This is a genomic window from Streptomyces sp. NPDC020884, from assembly GCF_044333935.1.
Taxonomy (GTDB): domain Bacteria; phylum Actinomycetota; class Actinomycetes; order Streptomycetales; family Streptomycetaceae; genus Streptomyces.
Genome location: NZ_JBIRRY010000004.1, coordinates 96,374 through 120,883 on the forward strand (window position 1 = coordinate 96,374; position 24,510 = coordinate 120,883).

Here is a 24,510-nt window from a genome sequence, read left to right on the forward strand (position 1 = left end):
TGTCGGTGTGCGGCGGCTTCTCGTCCGTGTACGGAAGCCGAAAACTGTCCCCGTCATTGTCCGGCATGTGCCCCGGCGTGTCGCCGGCGCCGGCGCAGCACGCTGACCAGGCTGTTGTCAAGGCTCCAACGTGTGGGCCGGATTCCTGTGGGATCACGTGCCCTCGTACCCGGTGGTAGCGACCAAGACTGGATGTTTCCTGCCCTACCTGACGATGGGAACCCGTATGACCGGCTCACGTGTCGTGGCGCTCGGCCACTACCAGCCCGCCAAGGTGCTCACCAACGACGATCTGGCGGCCATGGTCGACACGAGCGACGAGTGGATCACCAGCCGGGTCGGTATCAAGACCCGCCACGTGGGGGGCCCCGACGAGCCGGTGGACGAGATGGCCGCGCACGCGGGAGCCAAGGCGCTGGCCGCGGCCGGGCTGGGACCCTCGGACATCGACCTGGTCCTCGTCGCCACCTCCACGGCGATCGACCGGTCCCCGAGCATGGCGGCGCGGGTCGCGGCACGTCTCGGCATGGGTTCGCCCGCCGTGATGGACATCAACGTGGTGTGCTCCGGCTTCACGCACGCGCTGGCCACCGCCGACCACGCGATCCGGGCCGGTGCGGCGACCCGGGCGCTGGTCATCGGCGCCGACAAGATGGCCGACATCGCGGACTGGACCGACCGCACCACCTGCGTCCTGCTCGGCGACGGCGCGGGAGCCGCGGTCGTCACCGCCGACCCGGCCGCCCCCGACACCCCGGACGGGCCCGGCATCGGACCGGTGCTGTGGGGGTCCGTGCCGGAGATGGGCAACGCGGTCCGGATCGAGGGGACGCCGCCGCGCTTCGCGCAGGAGGGGCAGTCCGTCTACCGCTGGGCCACCACCCAGCTTCCCCCGATCGCCCGCCGGGTCTGCGAGAAGGCGGGCATCGCCCCGGAGGACCTGGCCGCCGTCGTCCTGCACCAGGCCAATCTGCGGATCATCGAGCCGGTCGCCCGGAAGATCGGCGCGATCAACGCCGTCATCGCCCGGGACGTGGTGGACTCCGGCAACACCTCGGCCGCCTCCATCCCGATGGCGCTGTCCAAGCTGGTCGAGCGCGGCGAGGTCGCCTCCGGCGCGCCCGTCCTGCTCTTCGGATTCGGCGGAAACCTCTCCTACGCGGGCCAGGTCATCCGCTGCCCCTGACCGCTCCCCGAGGACCTTTGTCCTGGGTGTGGAGAAAGTTGGGGCTGATTCCTGCGCAACTTCTTCCCACTCCGGCAAAGCGCTGCTACGTTCCCCTCGAAAGCCCGACGGACTGGCCGATGTGGCGGGGAGGGACGCGTGAGACGTATGACGGCACGACCCGCGAACGCGCATCAGGCGCGGCTGCTCCGACTGCTGCGCGACGGGGGACCCAACTCCCGTGCGCAACTGGGTGATCAGGTCGAGCTCTCGCGCTCGAAGCTCGCCGTCGAGGTGGACCGGCTGCTGGAGACCGGCCTGGTGGTGGCCGACGGACTCGCCGCATCGCGCGGCGGGCGCCGCTCGCACAACATCCGGCTCGCTCCCGAACTGCGCTTCCTCGGTGTCGACATCGGAGCGACCTCGATCGACGTGGCCGTCACCAACGCGGAGCTGGAGGTCCTGGGACACCTCAATCACCCGATGGACGTGCGCGAGGGGCCCGTCGCCGTCTTCGAGCAGGTCCTGTCGATGGCCGCCAAACTGCGGGCCTCCGGGCTCGCCGAAGGCTTCGACGGCGCGGGCATCGGGGTTCCCGGCCCCGTCCGCTTCCCCGAGGGCGTGCCGGTCGCGCCGCCGATCATGCCCGGCTGGGACGGCTTCCCGGTCCGCGAGGCGCTCAGCCAGGAACTGGGCTGCCCCGTCATGGTCGACAACGACGTGAACCTCATGGCGATGGGGGAGCAGCACGCGGGCGTGGCCCGTTCCGTGGCCGACTTCCTCTGCGTCAAGATCGGTACGGGCATCGGCTGCGGCATAGTCGTCGGCGGCGAGGTCTACCGCGGTACGACCGGCAGCGCCGGGGACATCGGCCACATCCAGGTGGAACCGGACGGCCGGAGCTGTGCCTGCGGCAACAAGGGCTGCCTGGAAGCCCACTTCAGCGGCGCCTCCCTGGCCCGTGACGCGGAGGAGGCGGGCCGGGACGGCCGCTCGCCCGAGCTCGCGGTCCGGCTGGCGGCGACAGGACGTCTCACCGCCGCCGATGTGGCCGCCGCCGCGGCGGCCGGGGACGCGGCCGCACTCGATCTGATCCGCGAAGGCGGCAATCGGCTCGGCCAGGTCATCGCGAGCCTGGTCAGCTTCTTCAATCCCGGTCTGGTGGTGATCGGCGGCGGGGTCACCGGCCTCGGTCACAACCTCCTCGCCAGTGTCCGCACCCAGGTCTACAAGCAGTCCCTGCCCCTGGCCACCGGCAATCTTCCCATCGTGCTGGGCGAGTTGGGGCCCACCGCCGGAGTGATCGGCGCGGCCCGGCTCATCAGCGACCACCTCTTCTCACCGGCCTGACCACAGGCCCGTACGCACCACCGCTCCACTCAGGTACTGCTCAGGTCTCCGTCTTCGTCCGGTACCCGCTCGTCAGGTACCAGTCAGCAGCCGTTCGCGGTGTCGCCGGCTCCACGGCACCGCCAGCCCTGCCTCCTGTCCGCTCACCGGCCCTCCCCGGCCCCTCGGCACCGCCCGAGCAGGGGAGACCCCATTCGCCGAGGGGATTCGTCATGGCACCAGAACCACCCCTGCTCACCATGTCCGGCATCACCAAGCTCTTCCCGGGCGTCCGCGCCCTGGACGGCGTCGACCTGGAAGTCCAGGCCGGCGAGGTCCACTGTCTTCTCGGCCAGAACGGTGCCGGCAAGTCCACCCTCATCAAGGTCCTCGCCGGAGCCCACCAGCCCAACGACGGCGAGATCACCTGGCGGGGCGAGGCCGTCCAGCTCAAGTCGCCGATCGCCGCCATGCGCCTGGGCATCGCGACCATCTACCAGGAACTCGACCTGGTTGAGGGGCTGTCGGTCGCCGAGAACGTCTTCCTCGGCCATGAGCCGACCAGTGCCGGCTTCATCGTCCGCACGGGGGAGGGGCGTCTCGCGGCGAAAGCGCTCCTGGCCCGGCTCGGGCATCCGGAGATCGACCCCGCCCGGCCCGTCGGCGACCTCTCCGCCGCGCAGCAGCAGATCGTCTCCATGGCGCGGGCGCTCTCCCACGAGGTCCGGCTCATCGTGATGGACGAGCCCTCCGCGGCCCTGGACCCCGACGAGGTCGACAACCTCTTCCGGATCGTCGACAGCCTCACCGCCGACGGGGTGGCCGTCGTCTACATCTCGCACCGCCTCGAGGAGATCCGCCGCATCGGCGACCGGGTCACCGTCATCAAGGACGGCCGGACCGTCGCCGTCGGGCTGCCCGCGGCGGACACCCCCACCCGCGACATCGTTGCCATGATGACCGGCCGGGACGTCGCCTACGTCTTCCCGCCGCGTCCGGACGAGCCGGCCTCCGTCACCGCGGAACCCGTGCTCCGGGTCCAGGGGCTGTCCCGCAAGGGCGAGTTCGCCCCCGTCGACCTGGAGCTGCGGCCCGGTGAGATCGTCGGCCTCGCCGGCCTCGTCGGCTCGGGCCGCTCGGAGATCCTGGAGACGATCTACGGAGCCCGCAGGGCGAGCACCGGCACCGTCACCGTCGCGGGCAAGCAGCTGCGCCCCGGCAGCGTCCGCGCCGCCGTAGCCGCCGGCATCGGCCTCGCCCCCGAGGAACGCAAGGCGCAGGCCCTGCTGATGACCGAATCGGTCACCCGTAACGTCTCCGTCTCCTCCCTCTCGCGCTTCGCCCGGATCGGCTGGATCGACCGGGCCGGGGAGCGCAGGGCCGCGCAGAGCGCCACCCGCGAACTGCAGATGCGGCCCGACAACCCGGACGCCGCCGTCCGCACCCTCTCCGGCGGCAACCAGCAGAAGGCCGTTCTCGCCCGCTGGCTGCTGCGCGGCTGCCGGGTCCTGCTGCTGGACGAACCCACCCGTGGCGTCGACGTCGGCGCGCGCGCCGAGCTCTACGCCGTGATCCGCCGGCTGGCCGACGAAGGCCTCGCCGTTCTGCTCGTCTCCAGCGAAGTGCCCGAGGTCCTGGGCCTCGCCGACCGGGTGCTGGTGCTCCGCGAGGGCGAAGTGGTCCACACGGCCCCCGCCCAGGAGCTCGACGAGCACCGCGTACTCGACCTCGTGATGGAAGGGAGCCCGACGCCATGACACAGCCCGCCCCGTCGGCGCAGCACAACGGGCCGGACAAGGGGGCCCCCACCGGCCCCTCCGGCGCGCCGCCCTCGAAGTCGGGCGGCGGCAGGCCCGCCCTCGGTCTGCGGCTCGACGTCCGGATCCTGTCCCTGCTCGGTGTCCTCGCCGCCCTGATCCTGGTCGGCGGCATCACCGAACCGGACGCCTTCCTGGACACCGGGAACCTCCAGCTGATCCTGACCCAGGCCTCCGTCATCGGTGTCGTCACCGTCGGCATGACCTTCGTCATCATCAGCGGCGGCATCGACCTCTCCGTCGGGGCGATGGTCGCCCTCGCCTCGGTGTGGGCGACGACCCTGGCCACCCAGGAGTACGGCTTCGCGGGCATCCTCTTCACCGCGGTGATCGTCGGCCTCGCCGCCGGACTCGTGAACGGCGTCCTCATCGCGTACGGGGGAATGGTCCCCTTCATCGCGACACTGGCCATGCTCGCCTCGGCCCGCGGACTCGCCCTCCAGATCACCGACGGCAAGACCCAGATCGTGACCGTGGACTCGGTCCTGGACCTCGGCCTGCCCGACTCCTACTTCCTCGGCATCCCGCCGCTGGTCATCATGTTCGCGGTGGTCACCGTCGTCGGCTGGCTGATCCTGAACCGGACGACCTTCGGGCGGCGCACGGTCGCCGTCGGGGGCAACGCGGAGGCCGCCCGGCTGGCCGGGATCGACGTCCGACGCCAGCGTCTGTACCTCTACCTGCTGTCGGGGCTGTGCTGCGGCATCGCCGCCTTCATGCTGATCGTGCTCGCCGGTTCCGGCCAGAACACCAACGGCAACCTGTACGAGCTCGACGCCATCGCCGCCGCGATCATCGGCGGGACGCTGCTCAGCGGCGGCCGGGGCACCATCGTCGGCTCCGTACTCGGTGTTCTGATCTTCACCACGATCACGAACATCTTCGCGCTCAACAACCTCCAGAGCGACGTCCAGCAGATCGCCAAGGGCGCGATCATCGTCGCCGCCGTCCTCGTCCAGCGCCGCACCCTTCGCGGCGGGGAGACCTGAGCACCCCGAACACCCCCCAGCACCTGAGCACCCCCCGCACCCGCACCTCGTACGCACCCACCGGATGAAGGGTCAGACCGTCATGTCAGAAACCAGCCGCAGAGGGCTGCTGTTCGGAACCGCCGCCGTTTCCGCGGGCGCGCTCCTCACCGCCTGTACCAGCAACGAGCCCAAGAAGACCGAGCCCGCGGGTAACAGTGCTCCGGCTGATGACAAGCCGGGGAAGGCTGTGACCATCGGTTTCGCCGGTCCGCAGGCCGACCACGGCTGGCTCAACGCGATCAATGTGAACGCGAAGTCCCGGGCGGAGACGTACTCCGATGTCACGCTGGAGATCACCGAGGGCTCCAACGACACGGCCGCGCAGATCGGCCAGGTCAAGACCCTCATCAACAAGAAGGTCGATGTCCTGGTCGTTCTCCCGGCCGACGGGAAGGCGCTCACCCAGGTCGGTCTGGAGGCGATGAGGGCGGGGATACCCGTCGTCAACCTGGACCGGATCTTCGCCTCGCCGCAGGCGTACCGCTGCTGGGTCGGCGGCGACAACTACGGCATGGGTCTCAACGCCGGGCACTACATCGGTGAGCAGCTGAAGGACAAGCCGAACGCGAAGGTCGTGGAGCTTGCCGGGATCGACAACCTGGAGCTGACCAAGCAGCGCAGCCAGGGTTTCGCCGACGCTCTGAAGAACTACTCGAACATCAAGCTGGTGGCCCGTCAGGCGGCTGACTTCACGGTCGAGTCGGGGCAGGCCAAGATGGCGCAGCTTCTTCAGGCGCAGAAGCAGTTCGATGCTCTGTGGAACCACGACGACGACCAGGGTGTCGGGGCGCTGCGGGCGATCGAGCAGGCGGGCCGGGACGAGTTCATCATGGTCGGCGGGGCCGGCGCGAAGTCCGCGATGGACGCGATCAAGGCGGGTGACTCGGTCATCAAGGCCACGGTCCTCTACCCGCCGACGATGGCCGCGTCCGCGATCGACCTCGCACGGGCGCTCGGTCAGAGCAAGGGCGTCAGCGGTCTCTCCGAGATGGAGATCCCGACCTCGCTGACCCTGTACTCCGCGGTCGTGACCAAGGACAACATCGACCAGTACCTGCCGACGGGCTTCAACTGACCGGGACTCCGGGGGATGCGGAGAGCGCATCCCCCGGCCCGTTACCGCACACCGATGAGGAGGAAGTCCGCATGGCCCGTAGTCAAGAGACGGAATCGCAGACCGCAGCACCGTCGCCGCAGCAGGCGCCAGGAACGCTCGGGGTCGGCATGGTCGGATACGCGTTCATGGGCGCCGCCCACTCCCAGGGGTGGCGTACCGCCGGACACGTCTTCGACCTGCCCCTGCGGCCCGCTCTCGCCGCGATCTGCGGACGCGACCGTGCGGCGGTCGACGCCGCCGCCGCCCGGCACGGCTGGGCCGCCGCGGAGACCGACTGGCGGGCGCTGATCGCCCGGGACGATGTCCAGCTGATCGACATCTGCACCCCCGGCGACAGCCATGCGGAGATCGCCATCGCCGCCCTGGAGGCGGGCAAGCACGTGCTGTGCGAGAAGCCGCTCGCCAACACCGTCGCCGAGGCGGAGGCGATGGTCCGCGCCGCCGAAGCGGCCGCCGCCCGCGGGCAGGTGGCGATCGTGGGCTTCAACTACCGCAAGGTGCCCGCGATCTCCTTCGCCCGGCAGCTCATCGCGGACGGCCGGCTCGGCCCCCTGCGCCATGTGCGCGCCACCTACCTCCAGGACTGGCTGGTGGACCCCGCCTCCCCGCTCACCTGGCGGCTCAAGCGCGAGCACGCCGGGTCGGGCGCGCTCGGGGACCTCGGGGCGCACATCGTCGACCTCGCCCAGTATCTGGCGGGCGAGCTGCTCACCGGGGTGTCCGCCGTGGCGGAGACCTTCGTACGCGAACGGCCGCTGCTCGCCGGTGCGTCGGCCGGGCTCTCCGGCGGCGCCGACACGGTGGAGCGCGGTGAGGTGACCGTGGACGACGCGGCGATCTTCACCGGCCGCCTCGCCTCCGGCGCACTGGCCTCCTTCGAGGCGACCCGGATGGCTGCGGGACGCAAGAACGCCCTCCGGCTGGAGATCAACGGGGAACTCGGCTCGCTCGCCTTCGATCTCGAGCGGCTCAACGAGCTGTCCTTCCACGACCACACGGAGCCGGCCGCCACCGCCGGCTTCCGCCGCATCCTCGTCACCGAACCCGAGCACCCCTACCTCGAGGCCTGGTGGCCCCCGGGCCACGCCCTCGGATACGACCACACCTTCGTCCACCAGGCCCGCGACGTGGTCCGCGCGATAGCCGAAGGCACCGCGCCCCGGCCTTCGTTCGCGGACGGACTCCAGGTGCAGCGGGTACTGGCCGCCGTCGAGGAGAGCGCCGCCAAGAACTCCGTACACACCCCGGTCCCGTCCTAGGGGGTGTCCGGCCGACCCCGGGGGGCACCGCTCCCCGGATCCGGCCCGCCCCCCACACGACCTGTCGCGAGACACCCCACGAGACACCTCAGGAGGCAGCCGCCCATGCCCCGCCCCTTCACGCTGTTCACCGGCCAGTGGGCCGACCTCCCGCTGGAGGAGGTCTGCAAGCACGCCCGGGACTTCGGCTACGACGGACTCGAACTCGCCTGCTGGGGAGATCACTTCGAGGTCGACAAGGCGCTGGCCGACCCCGGATACCTGGACACCCGGCACCAACTGCTCGACAAGTACGGGCTGAAGTGCTTCGCGATCTCCAACCACCTGGTCGGCCAGGCGGTCTGCGACAACCCGATCGACGAACGCCACCAGGGCATCCTGCCCGCCCGCATCTGGGGCGACGGTGAGCCCGAAGGCGTACGGCGGCGGGCCGCCGCGGAGATCGCGGACACCGCACGGGCCGCCGCCGCCTTCGGGGTGGACACCGTGATCGGGTTCACCGGCTCCTCGATCTGGCACCTCGTCGCGATGTTCCCGCCCGTCCCACCGCACATGATCGAGCGGGGCTACGAGGACTTCGCCGAGCGCTGGAACCCGATCCTGGACGTCTTCGACGCCGAGGGGGTGCGCTTCGCCCACGAGGTGCACCCGAGCGAGATCGCGTACGACTACTGGACCACCCAGCGCGCCCTCGAAGCGGTGGACCACCGGCCGGCGTTCGGGCTGAACTTCGACCCGAGTCACTTCGTCTGGCAGGACCTCGACCCGGTCGGCTTCCTCTACGACTTCCGGGACCGGATCTACCACGTGGACTGCAAGGAGGCCCGCAAGCGTCTCGACGGCCGCAACGGCCGGCTCGGCTCCCACCTGCCCTGGGGCGACCCCCGGCGCGGCTGGGACTTCGTCTCCGCCGGTCACGGCGACGTGCCCTGGGAGGACGTCTTCCGGATGCTCCGGTCCATCGGTTACGAGGGCCCGGTCTCGGTGGAGTGGGAGGACGCCGGGATGGACCGGCTGACCGGCGCTCCGGAAGCCCTGGCCAGCCTCAAGCGGTTCGACTTCGACCCGCCGTCGGCCTCCTTCGACGCGGCCTTCGGCGGCAACGAGTAGCGCGGACGACCAAGCCCCGGGGCATGATCCGGATCACGGCCCCCAGCGCCCCGGGGCTGCCTCGCGCTGCCCGGAATTCCCTTTGTCCTGACGCAAGCAGAAGTTCGACTTACCTCTTGCACAAGGGCTTTCCGTCGAGGACGAACAGGTCTACCGTCCACAACGTGTACACGACATGACTCGCGTCACCGGGGTCGCTCCCGGCCCCGGTGACACACGCGCGGCAGTCCCCGCGCGGCACGGCACGGCTACACCCGCCCGTACAACCGGCACTCTCCGGAGGACCTACGTGCACAGAACAAGAAAGCGGCTCCTGGCCGGGACCCGCGTCCGCAAATCGCTCGCGCTGTTCACCGGCGGCCTGCTCGCCGCAGCGACCCTGACCCTCGGCTCCGCGCCCGGAGCCACCGCCCACCCGGGCCACCCCGGGCACGAGGAGCCGGTGGCGGAGGACTTCCAGCAGGTCACCCTCGCCAAGGGCGCCGAGGAGACCGGCGAGCCCATGTCGCTCGCCGTGCTTCCCGACCGCAGCGTGCTGCACACCTCGCGCAGCGGCGAGCTGCGGATCACTGACAGCGCCGGCAACACCCGGATCTCCGGCACCCTCCCCGTGTACACGCACGACGAGGAAGGCCTCCAAGGCGTCGGCGTCGACCCCGACTTCGCCGAGAACCGGGCGATCTACCTCTTCTACGCACCCCCGCTGGACACCCCCGCGGGCGACGCCCCGGAGACCGGGACCGCCGCCGACTTCGCGAAGTTCGAGGGCGTCAACCGGCTCTCCCGCTTCGTCCTCAACGAGGACGGCACCCTCGACAACGCCAGCGAGAAGAAGGTCCTGGACGTCGCCACCTCGCGCGGCACGTGCTGCCACGTGGGCGGTGACATCGACTTCGACGCCGAGGGCAACCTCTACCTCTCCACCGGCGACGACACCAACCCCTTCGCCTCCGACGGCTTCACCCCGATCGACGAACGCCCCGACCGCAACCCGGCGTTCGACGCCCGCCGCACCTCCGGCAACACCAACGACCTGCGCGGCAAGATCCTGCGCATCAAGGTCGCCGAGGACGGCTCGTACACCGTCCCCGACGGGAACCTCTTCGCGCCCGGGACGGACAAGACGCGCCCCGAGATCTACGCGATGGGCTTCCGCAACCCCTTCCGCTTCTCCGTCGACCAGGCCACCGGCACCGTGTACGTCGGTGACTACGGTCCCGACGCGGGCGCGGCCGACCCCAAGCGCGGACCCGCGGGCAAGGTCGAGTTCGCCCGGGTGACGAAGGCCGCCAACTTCGGCTGGCCCTTCTGCGTCGGCGACAACGAGCCCTACATCGACTACGACTTCGCCACCAAGGCCTCGGGCGCCGCCTTCGACTGCGCCGCTCCGAAGAACGAGTCGCCGCACAACACCGGACTCGTCGACCTGCCGCCGGCCCAGGCCGCGTGGATCCCCTACGACGGCGGTTCCGTGCCCGAGTTCGGCACCGGCTCCGAGTCCCCGATGGGCGGACCCGTCTACCGCTACGACGCGGACCTGGACTCCCCGGTGAAGTTCCCCGAGGCCTACGACGGCGACTTCTTCGCCGGTGAGTTCGGCCGCCAGTGGATCAAGCGCATCGAGCAGGACGCCGACGGCGGCGTCCAGTCCATCAACGACGTGCCGTGGTCCGGTACGCAGATCATGGACATGGCCTTCGGCCCGGACGGGGCGCTGTACGTCCTCGACTACGGCCTCGCCTGGTTCGGCGGCGACGAGAACTCCGCGCTCTACCGCATCGAGAACGCCACCGGAGGCCGCTCGCCCATCGCCGAGGCCTCGGGCAACAAGACCTCCGGTACCGCACCGCTGAAGGTGAAGTTCTCCTCCGCCGGCACGGCGGACGGCGACGGCGACCCGCTGACGTACTCCTGGGACTTCGGGGACGGCGGAACCTCCACCGCCGCCAACCCGACGTACACGTACAAGAAGAACGGCACCTACACCGCCACCCTCACCGCCGAGGACCCGACCGGCCGCACCGGCTCGGCCAGCGTCCACGTGACCGTCGGCAACACCGCCCCGACCGTGGAGTTGGTGCTCCCCGAGGACGGGCAGCTCTTCGAGTTCGGTGACTCCGTGCCGTTCAAGGTGAACGTCAGCGACCCGGAGGACGGCACCATCGACTGCACCAAGGTCGAGGTCAAGTTCACCCTGGGCCACGACAGCCACGGCCACGACATCACCACCGAGCACGGCTGCGAGGGCACCATCAAGACCGCCATGGAGGGCGGCCACGACCCCAACGCCAACATCTACGGCGGCATTTCGGCCTCGTACACCGACAACGGAGGCGGCGGCCAGGCCAAGCTGACCGGCAAGGACGCCTCCCGGCTCCAGCCCAAGCACCGCCAGGCCGAGCACTTCGACGACTCCTCCGGCGTGGCCGCCTTCGACAAGGCGAGCGCGCACGGCGGCAAGACCGTCGGCGACATCCACAACGACGACTGGATCTCCTTCGACACCTACGTCCTGGGCGACACCACCAAGCTCACCGCCCGCATCTCCTCGGCCGGCTCCGGCGGCTTCCTCGAAGTGCGCGCCGGATCGCCCACCGGGAAGATCCTCGGCTCGGGACCCGTCCCGGTGACGGGCAGCTGGGACACCTTCCAGGACATCGACATCCCGCTGCGCGGAGCGCCCAAGAAGCAGACGGAACTCTTCCTCGTCTTCAAGGGCGGCGACGGAGCCCTCTACGACGTCGACGACTTCGAACTGTCCAACACCCCGGTCGACAAGACCGCCAAGCGGGTCCTGGTCTTCTCCAAGACCGCCGGCTTCCGCCACGACTCCATCCCGGACGGCATCGCCGCGCTGAAGGAGATCGGCAAGGACACCAACATCACGGTCGACTCCACCGAGTCCGCCGCCCAGTTCACCACCAGCAACCTGGCCCGCTACGACGCCGTCGCCTTCCTCTCCACCACCGGTGACGTCCTCAACGCCGATCAGCAGAAGGCGTTCGAGAACTACGTCGCCACCGGCGGCGGCTACGTCGGCATCCACGCGGCCGCCGACACCGAGTACGACTGGGAGTTCTACGGCGGCCTCGTCGGCGCCTACTTCGACTCCCACCCGCAGATCCAGCCCGCCACCGTCCGCGTCGAGGACCACGACCACCCCGCGACCGCCCACCTGGACGAGGAGTGGCAGCGCACCGACGAGTGGTACAACTACGGCACCAACCCCCGGGACAAGGCCAAGGTCCTCGCCACGCTGGACGAGACCACCTACACCGGCGGGAACATGAAGGGCGATCACCCGATCTCCTGGTGCCAGACCTACGAGGGCGGCCGCTCCTTCTACACCGGCCTCGGCCACACCAAGGAGTCCTACACGGAGCCGGCCTTCCGCAGCCACGTGCTGGGCGGCCTGCGCTACGCCACCGGCCAGGTCAAGGCCGACTGCAAGCCGGACAAGGACTACCGGCCCATCTTCAACGGCAAGACGCTGGAAGGCTGGAAGCAGGCGGGCCCGGGGAAGTTCTCCATCAGTGACGGCGCCCTGCACTCCGAGGGCGGCATGGGCCTGCTCACCTACCAGGCCAAGGAACTGAAGGCGTACTCGCTCAAGCTCGACTGGAAGATGACCGGCGACGACAACTCCGGTGTCTTCGTGGGCTTCCCGGAGTCCGACGACCCGTGGTCGGCGGTCAACAACGGGTACGAGATCCAGATCGACGCCACCGACGCCGCCGACCGCACCACGGGCGCCGTCTACACCTTCAAGTCCGCCAACATCAAGGCCCGTGACCGCGTCCTGCGGCCGCCGGGCCAGTGGAACAGCTACGAGATCAAGGTCCAGGGCGAACGTCTGCAGATCTTCCTCAACGGAGCGAAGATCAACGACTTCACCAACACCGACCCGGCCCGCAGCCTCAAGGACGGCTACATCGGCCTCCAGAACCACGGAGCCGACGACCAGGTGTCCTTCCGCAACATCCAACTGAAGGAGCTGCCCTCGAAGTAGGGCGGCCGCCTCTGCCGACGACGGGCGGGGGAAGAACTCACACCTTCCCCCGCCCGTCGTCCTCCAACCCCGACATCCCCCCAGGGAGGCAGCCCGTGACCGCACACGCCGATCGTGAAGGCCGTATCGATGCCCCAGGCAGCGCCGACGCCCCGAGCACCTCGCAGGCCCCCGGCCTCGCGGGAGCCCCGGGCCGCACCGGCGTCTGGTTCATCGGAGCACGCGGCTCCGTGGCGACCACCGCCACCGCGGGCTGCGCCGCCATCGCGGCGGGCCTGCACCCGCCGACCGGCATGGTCACCGAGACGCCCCCCTTCGCCGACAGCGGCCTGCCCGCCCTGACCAGCCTGGTCTTCGGCGGCCACGACACCCTCGACTGCCCGCTGGCCAAGCGGGCCGAGGCGCTCGCCGACGGCGGAGTGCTCCCGCACGGACTTCCCTCCGCCGTACGTGCCGAACTCGACGCCGCCGACGCCGAGATCCGCCCCGGCGGACCGCTCCCCGGCGACACCCGCAGCGACCAGGAACTCATCGCCGCGTTCGCCGCCGACCTCACCGACTTCGCCCACCGCCACGACCTGGCCCGTGTCGTGGTGGTCAACGTGGCTTCCACCGAGCCCGCGCCCGGTCCTGATGACTCGCGGTTGCCGGCGAGTTCGTTGTATGCGGCTGCGGCGTTGCGGGCGGGTTGTGGGTATGCGAACTTCACTCCGTCCACGGGTCTGCGCATTGCTGCGCTCACTGACACCGTCGCGTCCAGCGGACTTCCCCACGCCGGTCGCGACGGCAAGACCGGTCAGACGCTGCTCCGTTCCGTGCTTGCTCCGATGTTTCTCCAGCGGGCTCTCGCCGTTCGGGCGTGGTCCGGGTCGAATCTTCTGGGTGGCGGGGACGGGGCGGCGCTGGCCGATCCGGCGGCCGCGGCCGCCAAGAACGCGGGCAAGGAGCGTGTCCTGGCCGACACGTTCGGCACCGCCCCGGAGGGTGAGGTGCATATCGACGATGTGCCCGCGATGGGGGACTGGAAGACGGCCTGGGACCATATCGCCTTCGACGGTTTCCTGGGCTCCCGGATGATTCTCCAGACGATCTGGCAGGGCTGTGACTCGGCTCTCGCGGCCCCGCTGGTCCTGGACCTGGCACGGCTCCTCGCCCGCGCCCACGAAGTGGGGATCAGCGGCCCGCTCCCGGAGCTCGGCTTCTACTTCAAGGACCCGGACGGCGGCACCTCGGCCGCGCTCGCCGAGCAGTACACGACGCTGCTCACCTTCGCCGAGCGGCTGCGGGTCCAGGCGTGATGTGGCGACGGCCGGCCCTCGCGGCCGCGCTCACGGCGGCCCTGTCGGTACTCCCGGCCGGGCGGCGGAACGGTTTTTCACACGGCGGGGCTCCGACCGCCGTGACCGATGACAGCCTGTCCGGTGCGGGTGGGACTGCGCCCGCACCGGACAGGCCCGGACCGCCCCCCACGGGCCGGAACGGGGATCGGGGCACGGGCACGGGCGCGGGCCGACCGGACACGGGGACCGACCGGGGCGCGCCCCGGGAGCGCCTGCGGGCCTGGGCGGAACTGCTGCGCGTCTCCGCCCTGTTCTCCGTGCCCGGGGACGCCCTGGCGGGCGCGGCGGCGATGGGCCGCCGGCCCGGCCGGGGCACCGCACTGGCGATCGGCGCGTCCCTGTGCCTGTACGAGGCCGGGATGGCCCTCAACGACTGGGCCGACCGCGACGAGGACGCCGTGGACCGCCCGCACCGCCCGATCCCCTCGGGCCGCATCAGCCCGGCGGCGGCCCTGGGAGCCGCCGGGGCACTGACCGCCGCGGGCCTCGCCCTGGCGGCACGGGCCGGCCGCCCCGCGCTGACCGTCGCCACGGGCCTGGCTGCCACGGTCTGGGCCTACGACCTCCACCTCAAGCACACAAAGGCGGGCCCGGCGGCCATGGCGGCGGCCCGCTCACTGGACCTGCTGCTGGGCGCGACGGCCACGGCCCCGGGGGCCGGTACGCCGGGTGCGGCAGGACGGCCCGACAACGTTGCCGGAGCGGCGGCCCCGGCGGGTGCGCCACCGGCATCGGAGCACCGCGGCCTGACCGCGTCCCTGCCCGCGCTGCCCGCCGCCCTGGTGCTCGGCGCGCACACCTACGGCGTCACCGCCGTGTCGCGCCACGAGACGCAGGGCGGCTCCACCGGCACCCCGCTCGCGGTGCTGACCACGACGACGGCACTGGCGGCAGCGGTGCTGAGGGAGTCCTGGGGACGAGCCCCCGACCGCCCCGGCACGACGACCACCCACGGGACGACCCTCCTCGGACGAGCCGCCACCCTCGGCGCGAGGCCGCAGGGCGCGGGTCCCCCGGGGAGGCCTGCCGACCTCACCCGCCTCCTGCTGATCGCGCTCACCGGCGCCTACCTCCGTACCGCCGGACCACCCCTCCTGCACGCCGCGCTGAACCCGTCCCCGCCCCTGACCCAGCGGGCGGTCGGCGGGGGCATCCGGGCGATGATCCCGCTCCAGGCAGCGCTCGCCGCCCGCGCCGGGGCGCCCGTCACCGCTCTCGCCGTCATGGGACTCGTCCCGATCGCCCGTCGCCTCGCCCGGAAGGTGAGCCTCACATGACCCTCCACCTCGGATACGGCACCAACGGGCTCACCGACCTCCGCCTCGACGACGCCCTCGGCCTGCTCGCCGACCTCGGCTACGAGGGTGTCGGCCTGACCCTCGACCACATGCACCTGGACCCCATGGCCCCGGACCTCGCCGAACGCACCCGCCAGGTCCGGCACCGGCTCACCTCCCTCGGCCTCCGGGTCACCGTGGAGACCGGCGCCCGCTATGTCCTCGACCCGCGCCGCAAGCACGGCCCCTCCCTCCTCGACCCGGACCCCGACGCCCGCGCCGCCCGCACCGCGCTGCTGGTCCGCGCCGTCGACGTGGCCGCCGAACTCGGCGCGCACGCCGTCCACTGCTTCAGCGGCATCACGCCACCGGGCACCTCGGCGGACACCGCGTGGAAACGTCTCACCGAGGCGATCGCCCCCGTCCTCGAGGCCGCCGACCGCTCCGGCATCCCCGTCGCGATCGAGCCCGAACCCGGTCACCTCCTCGCCACCCTCGCCGACTTCCACCACCTGCGCGCCCTCCTCGGCGACCCGGGACCGCTCGGTCTCACCCTCGACATCGGCCACTGCCAGTGCCTGGAAGAGGCATCGCCCGTGCAGTGCATCAAGGACTCCGCCCCCTGGCTCCGACACGTCCAGATCGAGGACATGCGGCGCGGAGTCCACGAACACCTCCCGTTCGGCGACGGGGAGATCGACTTCCCGCCCGTGCTCGCCGCCCTCGCCGCCTCGGACTACCGGGGCCTCACCGTCGTCGAACTGCCCCGCCACTCCCACGCCGGCCCCGAACAGGCCCGCGCGTCGATCGACTTCCTGCGCGACGCCATGACGCGTGGTACCGCCACCAAGGGAGCCGCCCCGTGCTGAAGTCCCGCAAGGAACTCGACGCCGAACTCGGCGGGGCCGCCCGCGCCTGGCTGGACGAGGCCCTGGCCGAGGCCGCCCACGACGCGGACCGCACCGAAGCCACCCACGACGGCCCCGGCCCGGAGACGACCGGCCCCTCCACCTCCCCGCCGTGGGAGCTGCGCTTCGCCGCCGCCGGCCGGCACTGCGGCCAGGAGAACGCCGACTCCGTACGCTCCCTCCTGCTGGTCGAGGCCCGAGCCTCGTCGCCCGCCGTCAACCGGCTCTACGAACAGGGCACCGCCGCCGAACGCCGCGCCGTCCTGCTCACCCTGCACCGCCTCGATCTCGGCGACACCGCCCTCCCGCTCGTCGAAGACGCCCTGCGCACCAACGACACCCGGCTGGTCGCGGCGGCCGTCGGCCCCTACGCCGCCGAGCACCTGGACCCGCACGCCTGGCGGCACGCCGTACTGAAGTGCCTGTTCACCGGGGTGCCGGTCGCAGCCGTCGCCCGACTGGGCGACCGGGCCCGAGGCGACAGCGAACTCGCCCGCATGCTCGGCGACTTCGCCGCCGAGCGCACAGCGGCCGGCCGCACCGTCCCCGAAGACCTGCGCACGGTCCTCACCCTCACCGCCCCGGCCGGCGAACAGGGCCTCCAGACCCCGCCGACCACAGCTCCCGCAGCCCCCGCCCCCACGGAGGAGTCCTGATGCGCATCTTCGATCCCCACATCCACATGACCTCCCGCACGACCGACGACTATCAGGCGATGTATGACGCGGGAGTGCGCGCGCTGGTCGAGCCGTCCTTCTGGCTGGGGCAGCCCCGTACGTCGCCCGCCAGCTTCTTCGACTACTTCGACGCGTTGCTCGGGTGGGAGCCGTTCCGGGCCTCGCAGTACGGCATCGCGCATCACTGCACGCTCGCTCTCAATCCGAAGGAGGCGAACGACCCGCGCTGCACTCCTGTCCTGGACGCGTTGCCCCGCTATCTGGTGAAGGACGGGGTGGTGGCGGTGGGAGAGATCGGCTACGACTCGATGACGCCGGCCGAGGACCACGCTCTGGCTGCTCAGCTCCAGCTGGCCGCCGACCATGGGCTGCCCGCGCTCGTGCACACCCCGCACCGCGACAAGCTCGCCGGTCTGCACCGCACGATCGATGTCATCCGCGAATCGAACCTCCCCCCGGAGCACGTCCTCCTCGATCACCTCAACGAGACAACGGTAAAGGCGGCCACTGACAGTGGCTGCTGGGCCGGGTTCTCCATCTACCCGGACACCAAGATGGACGAGGACCGCATGGTCACCATCCTCCAGAACCACGGCACCGAGAAGATCCTCGTCAACTCGGCGGCCGACTGGGGGAAGAGCGACCCGCTCAAGACCCGCGGGGTCGCGGACGCGATGCTGAAGGCCGGTTTCACCGAGGACGACGTGGACCAGGTGCTGTGGCGCAACCCCGTGGCCTTCTACGGCCAGAGCGGCCGCCTCCAGCTCGACACCGCGGGCCCCGATCAGGTCCAGCCGCTCCACGAGGGCAACTCCATCCTGCGCGGCGGGGAGTGAGGCCATGCGCTTCCGCCACCCGGACGGTTCGACGGTCCATCTCTCGTACTGCACCAACGTCCACCCCGCCGAAACCCTGGACGGAGTCCGCGCCCAGCTCCGCGACCACTGCGAGCCGGTCCGCCGTCGCCTGGGCCGGGACCGGCTCGGTATCGGCCTCTGGCTCGCCCGGGACGCCGCCCGCGCCCTGATCAACGACCCCGCCGAACTCCGCGCGCTGCGCACCGAACTCGACAGCCGCGGCCTCGAAGTGGTCACCCTCAACGGTTTTCCGTACGAGGGGTTCGGCGCGGACGAGGTCAAGTACCGGGTCTACCGGCCGGACTGGACCGAACCCGACCGCCTCGCCCACACCACCGACCTCGCCCGCCTCCTGGCCGCGCTGCTCCCGGACGATGTCGCCGAGGGCACCATCTCCACCCTGCCGCTCGCCTGGCGCACCCCCTACGACGGCGACCCCGAGGCGGCCCGCACCGCACACGCCGCCCTCACCACACTCGCCCAGCGCCTGGACGCCCTGGCCGAACTGACCGGCAAGTCCATCCGTATCGGTCTGGAACCGGAGCCGGGCTGCACGGTGGAGACGACGGCGGATGCCATCGCTCCGCTGACCGATGTTGGTCATGACCGGATCGGTATCTGTGTGGATACCTGTCATCTGGCGACGTCTTTCGAGGATCCCGGCACCGCGCTCGACTCCCTGGCGGCGGCTGGTGTGCGGGTGGTGAAGTCGCAGCTTTCGGCGGCTCTGCATGCGGAGCATCCGCATCTGCCGGAGGTGCGTGCCGCGCTGGCGGCGTTCGCCGAGCCGCGTTTCCTGCACCAGACCCGCACCAGCACCGCTGCGGGGCTGCGCGGCACCGACGACCTCGACGAAGCGGTCGCGGGCGGGGCGCTCCCGGACTCCACCCCCTGGCGGGCCCACTTCCACGTACCGCTGCACGCACCCCCCGCGCCCCCGCTGACGTCGACACTCCCCGTGCTCCGGGACACGCTGGCCCGGCTGGTGGGTGGGCCTGTGCCGCTGACCCGGCATCTGGAGGTGGAGACGTACACGTGGCAGGCGTTGCCGGCAGAGCTGCGACCCCGCACCCGTACCCAGCTCGCTGACGGCATCGCCGCTGAACTGACTCTTGCCCGCGACCTGCTGGTCGACCTCGGCCTCAAGGAACTGCCATGACCGACGACACCACCCCCACCCCCGGTCCCACGCCGCTCCTCGTCCTGGATGTGGTGGGTCTGACGCCGCAGTTGCTGGCGCATATGCCGAATCTGCGGGCGATGGGGGAGCAGGGTGCCCAGGCGCCGTTGTCCACGGTGTTGCCGGCTGTGACGTGTGCTGCCCAGTCGACGTTCCTGACCGGGACGATGCCCGCCGAGCACGGGATCGTGGCGAACGGCTGGTACTTCCGTGAGCTGGGTGATGTCCTGTTGTGGCGTCAGCACAACGGGCTCGTTGAGGGTGACCGGCTGTGGGACGCGGCCCGCCGGGCCCATCCCGGCTATACCGTCGCGAACATCTGCTGGTGGTACGCGATGGGCGCGGACACCGACTGGACGGTCACCCCGCGCCCCGTCTACTACGCCGACGGCCGCAAGGAACCCGACTGCTACACCCGGCCTCCCGCCCTGCACGACGAACTCACCGACCTGCTCGGCACGTTCCCCCTCTTCCACTTCTGGGGTCCCGGGGCGGACCTCGTCTCCTCCCAGTGGATCATCGATGCCACCCGGCACATCATCACCACCCGCACCCCCGATCTTGCCCTGTGCTACCTGCCCCACCTCGACTACGACCTCCAGCGCTTCGGCCCCGACGACCCCCGCTCCCACCGGGCCGCCGCCGACCTCGATGCGGCCATCGCCCCGCTGCTGGCCGACGCCCGCACCCAGGGACGCACCGTCGTCGCCCTGTCCGAGTACGGCATCACCCGTGTCGAGCGGCCCGTGGACATCAACCGGGCCCTGCGCCGGGCGGGTCTGCTGGAGGTCCACACCCAGGACGGCATGGAATACCTCGACCCGATGACCTCCCGGGCCTTCGCGGTCGCCGATCACCAGATTGCCCATATCTACGTACGCCGGCCCGAGGACCTGGAGGCGACCCGGGCAGCTCTGGAAGGCCTGCCCGGCATCGAGCAGATCCTGGACGACGAGGGCAAGAAAGCCCACCACCTGGACCACCCCCGCTCCGGTGAACTCGTCGCCGTCGCGGAGAAGGACGCCTGGTTCACCTACTACTACTGGCTCGACGACGCCCACGCCCCCGACTTCGCCCAGCTCGTCGAGATCCACCGCAAACCCGGCTACGACCCCGTCGAGCTCTTCATGGACCCCCAGGACCCCTACGTCCGTATCAAGGCCGTCTCCGCCGTGGCCCGGAAGAAGCTCGGCATGCGCTACCGCATGGCGGTCGTGCCCCTGGATCCCTCGCCCATTCGCGGCAGCCACGGCCGCCTCCCCGAGAGCGACGACGAAGGCCCGCTCATCCTCTGCTCCACCCCCCACGCATTCCCCGACCGGGTCAGGGCCACCGAAGTGAAGTCCCTGCTCCTCCAGCTTGCCGGACTGCACTGACAATCCCCGTCACGCATCCGGCACCGCACCACTCACCCCGTCAGGTCAGCAAGGGAGATACCCGAACATGAGCCGCACCTCCAAGGACACCGAACTCGCCCGCAGACTGAGCCGCCGCAACATCCTCGGTGTCGCCGCCGGAGCCACCGCCGCCACGATCATCGGCGCCGCGAGCGCGCAGGCCGACAGCCGCGACCGCGGCCAGGGACCCGGCAAGGGTCATGGGCACGGCCACGACCACGGTCACGGGCACGGCAAGGGCAAGCCCGTCCTGCCGCCCGGCCGCCTCGGCATCCAGCTCTACAGCCTCCGCGACCAGGTCTCCACGCTCGGCTTCGCCCCCGTCTTCGCCGAGCTGGAGAAGTACGGCTACGACGAGATCGAGTTCGCGGGCTACACCCAGGGCTCGGCCGGCGCGATCACCCTGGCCCAGCTCAAGCGGCTGGCCCGAGACCACGGACTCAACCCGATCGGCAGCCACGTCGGCTACTACGACGACAACAACCCCGGCGCCTACACCTTCGCCCAGAACCTGGAGAAGGTCCTGGACGACGCCCAGGCCCTCGGCCTCAAGCACATCGGCACGGCCTCGGGCCCGTTCCGATACGGCGACACGGTCGACGGCTGGAAGCGGGCCGCGGAGGAGTTCAACATCTACGGGGCGGCCGCCCGCAAGCGCGGCATGAAGTTCTACCAGCACAACCACGCCGAGGAGTTCTCCTTCGCGACCGACAAGCCGCGCGTACGCCTCTACGACGTGCTGCTCGAAGAGACCGACCCGGACCTCGTCTACCTGGAGCTGGACATCTATTGGGCGTTCTGCGCCCAGTTCCGCTTCAGTAAGCGCGTGGACGGCAGCCCGGCCCCGCTCGACCCGCTGAAGTACGTCCTGAAGAACCCGAACCGCTACCCGCTGTTCCACGTCAAGGACGGCGTCCGCGACGACACGACGCGCGACGGCTACCGCATGTCGGACGTCGGCGACGGCGACATCGACTACAAGTCGTTCCTGTCCAAGGTCACGGGCCGGACCCACCACGGCCGGACGTACCACCACTGGCAGACCGAGCACGACAACCCGGTCGAGTCGCTCGCCTTCGCCCGCAAGTCGAGCGAGCACCTGCACTCCCTGCGCGAGGGCCGCTGCGGCGACTGACACGCGAGGCCCGGCCGCCGGAGCCCTTCTCCGACGGCCGGGCCGCACCGCCCGCCGAGAGGTGGCGCCTACCCGATTCCCTGCCGGTCCGGCAGCAGGGCGAACTCCCGGTCGGCGGTCACCGGCACCGTGCGCTCCACGGTCTGCACGAGCAGCGATCGATGCCTGACCAGCGACTTCTTCCGGTCCTCGGGGGCCAGGAGCAGCAGGTCGTCGAGCCCCGCCATGAGCCGGCGCGTCACCTGGGGACTCCCGGCGACACACCAGCGGATCTCCTCGAAGGCGAGGTCGACCAGGTCGTCCCACCCCGGACCCTCCTGCACGAGGCGCACCCGCCCGGCGCGGTCCCGGTGGTGGACGGTGCCGAGCGGCAGCTGTGCCACGGCCGCGAGGAACTGCACGATCCGGTCCAGACACTGCACGGCGGTGGTCGGATCGTTCACGGACGTCGACAGGGCCCGCAGCGCGATGTCCGTCAGCTGGCGCAGTCCGAACGCGAGGTCCTGGTGGAGGGTGCGCTCCACCGCCACGGACACCGTGTACCGCAGCCGTCGCCGCGGCGGCACGGCCCCGCCGTGGACGGCGAGGACCGGAGTCCCCGGCACCACGAAGTCCCCGATCCGGGGGATGAGCCGCAACACGACGTCCTGCCGCCGCGCCGCCCGCACCAGCCGCGCCGTGTTCACGTCCCGCAGCACCCCGGCGCGTCCCTCATGCATCACCCGCGCGGTCTCCGGCCCCGGCTCGTCGTCGCCCTGCGGCCCCCTCGGCATCCTGCCCAGCACCCGGAACGAGTCCCGGGCGATCTTGTCGACGACCGGCCCCACCTGCATCAGCCGCAAGGTGGCGCTCACGTAGACGACGAACAGGAGCAGGCTCAGCCCGAGCAGCACCAGGATGAGCAGGCTCTGGACCAGCGGGACCGAGACCACCAGGCGAGGGTCGCTCTCGCTCTCGTACGAGGAGAGCACGAGCAGCGAGAAGAGGAACGTCGCCAGGAACACCGTCAGCGTGAGCTTGCTGATCCGGCTCCTGACGAAGATCCGCACGACCCGGGGTGTCAGCTGACCGCTGGCCATCTGCACCGCGACCAGCGAGATGCTGAACACGACACCGATGAAGGTCATCATCGCGGAGCTGATCGTGGTGACGATCGTCTTCGTGTCCTGGGAGAACGCGATGAGCTGGCTGAGCTCGTCGTACGCCTCCTCCCGCTGGAGCAGCGTGACGATCGCGTCGTCGAGTTCGGTGGCGATCAGCCACAGCGCGAACACGCAGACGAACCCCATGGTCGGGGCGAACCAGAACGTTTCGCGCAGATGCTCCCGCAGAGGGGACAGCGGACGGGGCCGGCGGTAGCCGCGATCACTCATGGACGCGAAGGTAGCCCCGGGACCTCCGCAGACCGGGGAGGCCGAGGTCCCACCGGCACGCCGCACCGCACTGACCACCGGATATGCAGGTGAAGGGCGCGCCGAACCCCTGGTATTGTTTTCCATGTCGCCGCGGGGAACACGCTGCGAACGACAGACACCTTGTCCGGGTGGCGGAATGGCAGACGCGCTAGCTTGAGGTGCTAGTGCCCTTTATCGGGCGTGGGGGTTCAAGTCCCCCCTCGGACACCAGCGGTCAAACGACCCAATGAAGCCGGTCAGAGCGACACTTCGTCGCTTTGACCGGCTTCTTTTGTTTGGCCGGCTTCCTTTGCAGGAGCAGACGTCAGTAATCGATGGTGTGGCGGTTGATGATGTCCCTGGCCGCTCCGGTGGTGTCGAGGGGCGGGGTGGCCTCGGGCCGGTCCTCCATGAAGAACTCGCGGAAGTCGTCGCTCTTCTCCCGCGTCATGAGCCCGATGGTCCTGTCCCAGGTGCCGCCGTCGGGACCGTCCTCGGCCCAGAGGTCGAGCAGGGAGCTGCCCACACGCCCTTGGACGGTGTCACCGGAGTCCCAGCCCGGTGTGGCGGCGTCGTTGACGAAACCGGTCTCGCCGCCGTTCTCGTCCACGTAGCGGTAGTCGTCCAGGACGTAGGCGGCCACGGCGTCGGCGAACCCCTCGGTCCATGCGCAGGTCGCGGAGCTGTGCTGGTCGACGAAGTGCGGGGAACAGTCCGTCACCACCGGGAACCGGCGGTGGTGGAGCTGCCACTGCCACCAGTGCCCGGCCTCGTGGAGGATCAGGTGTTTGGAGTCGGTCATGGCGCCCGAGAGGATCACGGCGTTCGTGCCCTCGGGGTTGTCCTGCGGCTCCTGGTGGTCCCAGTAGCCGGAGTCCGGGTTCTCGACCGGTTCCCACACGAAGGTGAGCCGGTCGCACCTCCCGGTCTCCTGGTGGCCGGTCCAGCAGTCCGACGCGGGATTGCCGCGCTTCCCGTAGAGGAGGTTGAGGGTGTCGACGACGTGCCAGGCGTTCTGGATCTTGGCGGGCACCTTCACGGTGCCGAGGCTCCGGCCGGCGGAGACGTCGAAGCGGGAGGCCGAGTCGAAGCTGTACTCCCTCTGCGAGGTCCGGTCTCTGACGACCCGCCACAGGTCGGTGCTGCTGGAGCGGAACCTCATATGGACTTCCGGCAGGGTGCCGGCCGCTTTGTAGCACGCTGTGAAGGTGCCGTCGCCGCCGTCGGTGATTCCCGAGGCGAGTCTGCGGGCCGACGCCTTCGCCGACGTCCTGCCCCACAGCTCCCAGTCGGCGTTCCGGGCCGGAGCGGTGACCAGGGGCTTCTCCCGGCCCGCCTCGGCGTCCCGGTAGTCGTACGTCAGGGTGCCGCTCAGACAGGCCCCGGCGCGGGGCTCGTCCGGTCCTGCGCACGCCCCGGTCGGGAGCAGCAGCCCGAACAGGGACACGAGGGCGATCGCGCCGGTGCCGCGCCGGCGGGGAGGGATCAGGGGTGCGGACACGGCGCTC

18 protein-coding genes and 1 tRNA gene are annotated in these 24,510 nt (G+C 70.7%); 17 read left to right on the forward strand and 2 right to left on the reverse strand.

Annotated elements, in window-relative coordinates; translation table 11 throughout:
- Positions 1–226 precede the first annotated feature (226 nt).
- From ACH4UK_RS14690 to ACH4UK_RS14765, 16 genes are all read left to right on the forward strand, one after another.
- Positions 227–1,186 carry a beta-ketoacyl-ACP synthase III gene (locus tag ACH4UK_RS14690; RefSeq protein ID WP_398356415.1) on the forward strand — a complete coding sequence of 320 codons (960 nt, stop codon included), beginning with the start codon at positions 227–229 and terminating at the stop codon, positions 1,184–1,186.
- Positions 1,187–1,333: 147 nt separating this feature from the next.
- Positions 1,334–2,515 (forward strand): ROK family protein, encoded by a 1,182-nt coding sequence (locus ACH4UK_RS14695; protein WP_398356416.1) that lies wholly within the window; start codon positions 1,334–1,336, stop codon positions 2,513–2,515.
- 212 nt (positions 2,516–2,727) lie between these two features.
- Complete coding sequence (locus ACH4UK_RS14700) at positions 2,728–4,251, forward strand: sugar ABC transporter ATP-binding protein (protein ID WP_398356417.1); 1,524 nt, start codon at positions 2,728–2,730, stop codon at positions 4,249–4,251.
- Entirely contained in the window at positions 4,248–5,300 is a 1,053-nt protein-coding gene (locus ACH4UK_RS14705; protein ID WP_398356418.1) for an ABC transporter permease, read from the forward strand. The genes ACH4UK_RS14700 and ACH4UK_RS14705 overlap by 4 nt, the downstream gene beginning before the upstream one ends.
- An 82-nt stretch (positions 5,301–5,382) precedes the next feature.
- Positions 5,383–6,417, forward strand: a complete 1,035-nt coding sequence (locus tag ACH4UK_RS14710; protein WP_398356419.1) for a substrate-binding domain-containing protein — start codon at positions 5,383–5,385, stop codon at positions 6,415–6,417.
- 71 nt (positions 6,418–6,488) lie between these two features.
- A complete protein-coding gene (locus tag ACH4UK_RS14715) occupies positions 6,489–7,718 on the forward strand; it encodes a Gfo/Idh/MocA family protein (RefSeq protein ID WP_398356420.1) in 1,230 nt (409 codons plus the stop codon).
- Positions 7,719–7,823: 105 nt separating this feature from the next.
- Complete coding sequence (locus ACH4UK_RS14720; protein WP_398356421.1) at positions 7,824–8,828, forward strand: sugar phosphate isomerase/epimerase family protein; 1,005 nt, start codon at positions 7,824–7,826, stop codon at positions 8,826–8,828.
- Positions 8,829–9,117: 289 nt separating this feature from the next.
- On the forward strand, positions 9,118–12,837 hold the full coding sequence (locus ACH4UK_RS14725; RefSeq protein WP_398356422.1) for a ThuA domain-containing protein: 3,720 nt from the start codon (positions 9,118–9,120) through the stop codon (positions 12,835–12,837).
- Between the two features lie 95 nt (positions 12,838–12,932).
- Positions 12,933–14,135 (forward strand): inositol-3-phosphate synthase, encoded by a 1,203-nt coding sequence (locus ACH4UK_RS14730; protein ID WP_398356423.1) that lies wholly within the window; start codon positions 12,933–12,935, stop codon positions 14,133–14,135.
- Positions 14,132–15,454: an SCO3242 family prenyltransferase gene (locus ACH4UK_RS14735; RefSeq protein ID WP_398356424.1), complete on the forward strand. Its 1,323-nt coding sequence runs from the start codon at positions 14,132–14,134 to the stop codon at positions 15,452–15,454. Before ACH4UK_RS14730 ends, ACH4UK_RS14735 begins: the two co-directional genes overlap by 4 nt.
- The gene (locus ACH4UK_RS14740) at positions 15,451–16,323 is read left to right on the forward strand and encodes a sugar phosphate isomerase/epimerase family protein (protein ID WP_398356425.1); all 873 of its coding nucleotides are present in this window, start codon (positions 15,451–15,453) and stop codon (positions 16,321–16,323) included. The genes ACH4UK_RS14735 and ACH4UK_RS14740 overlap by 4 nt, the downstream gene beginning before the upstream one ends.
- Entirely contained in the window at positions 16,317–17,018 is a 702-nt protein-coding gene (locus ACH4UK_RS14745) for an EboA domain-containing protein (RefSeq protein WP_398356426.1), read from the forward strand. Before ACH4UK_RS14740 ends, ACH4UK_RS14745 begins: the two co-directional genes overlap by 7 nt.
- Positions 17,018–17,875 (forward strand): TatD family hydrolase, encoded by an 858-nt coding sequence (locus ACH4UK_RS14750; RefSeq protein ID WP_398356427.1) that lies wholly within the window; start codon positions 17,018–17,020, stop codon positions 17,873–17,875. Before ACH4UK_RS14745 ends, ACH4UK_RS14750 begins: the two co-directional genes overlap by 1 nt.
- 4 nt (positions 17,876–17,879) lie before the next feature.
- Entirely contained in the window at positions 17,880–19,055 is a 1,176-nt protein-coding gene (gene eboE, locus ACH4UK_RS14755) for a metabolite traffic protein EboE (RefSeq protein ID WP_398356428.1), read from the forward strand.
- Entirely contained in the window at positions 19,052–20,452 is a 1,401-nt protein-coding gene (locus tag ACH4UK_RS14760; RefSeq protein ID WP_398356429.1) for a nucleotide pyrophosphatase/phosphodiesterase family protein, read from the forward strand. The genes eboE and ACH4UK_RS14760 overlap by 4 nt, the downstream gene beginning before the upstream one ends.
- A gap of 67 nt (positions 20,453–20,519) precedes the next feature.
- Positions 20,520–21,608 (forward strand): sugar phosphate isomerase/epimerase family protein, encoded by a 1,089-nt coding sequence (locus ACH4UK_RS14765; RefSeq protein WP_398356430.1) that lies wholly within the window; start codon positions 20,520–20,522, stop codon positions 21,606–21,608.
- A 68-nt stretch (positions 21,609–21,676) separates the two neighbouring features.
- On the opposite strand, the gene ACH4UK_RS14770 is transcribed toward ACH4UK_RS14765, so the two are convergent.
- Entirely contained in the window at positions 21,677–22,981 is a 1,305-nt protein-coding gene (locus ACH4UK_RS14770; RefSeq protein ID WP_398356431.1) for a DUF2254 domain-containing protein, read from the reverse strand.
- Positions 22,982–23,145: 164 nt separating this feature from the next.
- Here ACH4UK_RS14770 and ACH4UK_RS14775 point away from each other — a divergent pair.
- Positions 23,146–23,233: transfer RNA gene (locus ACH4UK_RS14775), tRNA-Leu, on the forward strand.
- A 94-nt stretch (positions 23,234–23,327) separates the two neighbouring features.
- On the opposite strand, the gene ACH4UK_RS14780 is transcribed toward ACH4UK_RS14775, so the two are convergent.
- Positions 23,328–24,503: a metalloprotease gene (locus ACH4UK_RS14780; protein WP_398356432.1), complete on the reverse strand. Its 1,176-nt coding sequence runs from the start codon at positions 24,501–24,503 to the stop codon at positions 23,328–23,330.
- Between the last annotated feature and the right edge of the window lie 7 nt (positions 24,504–24,510).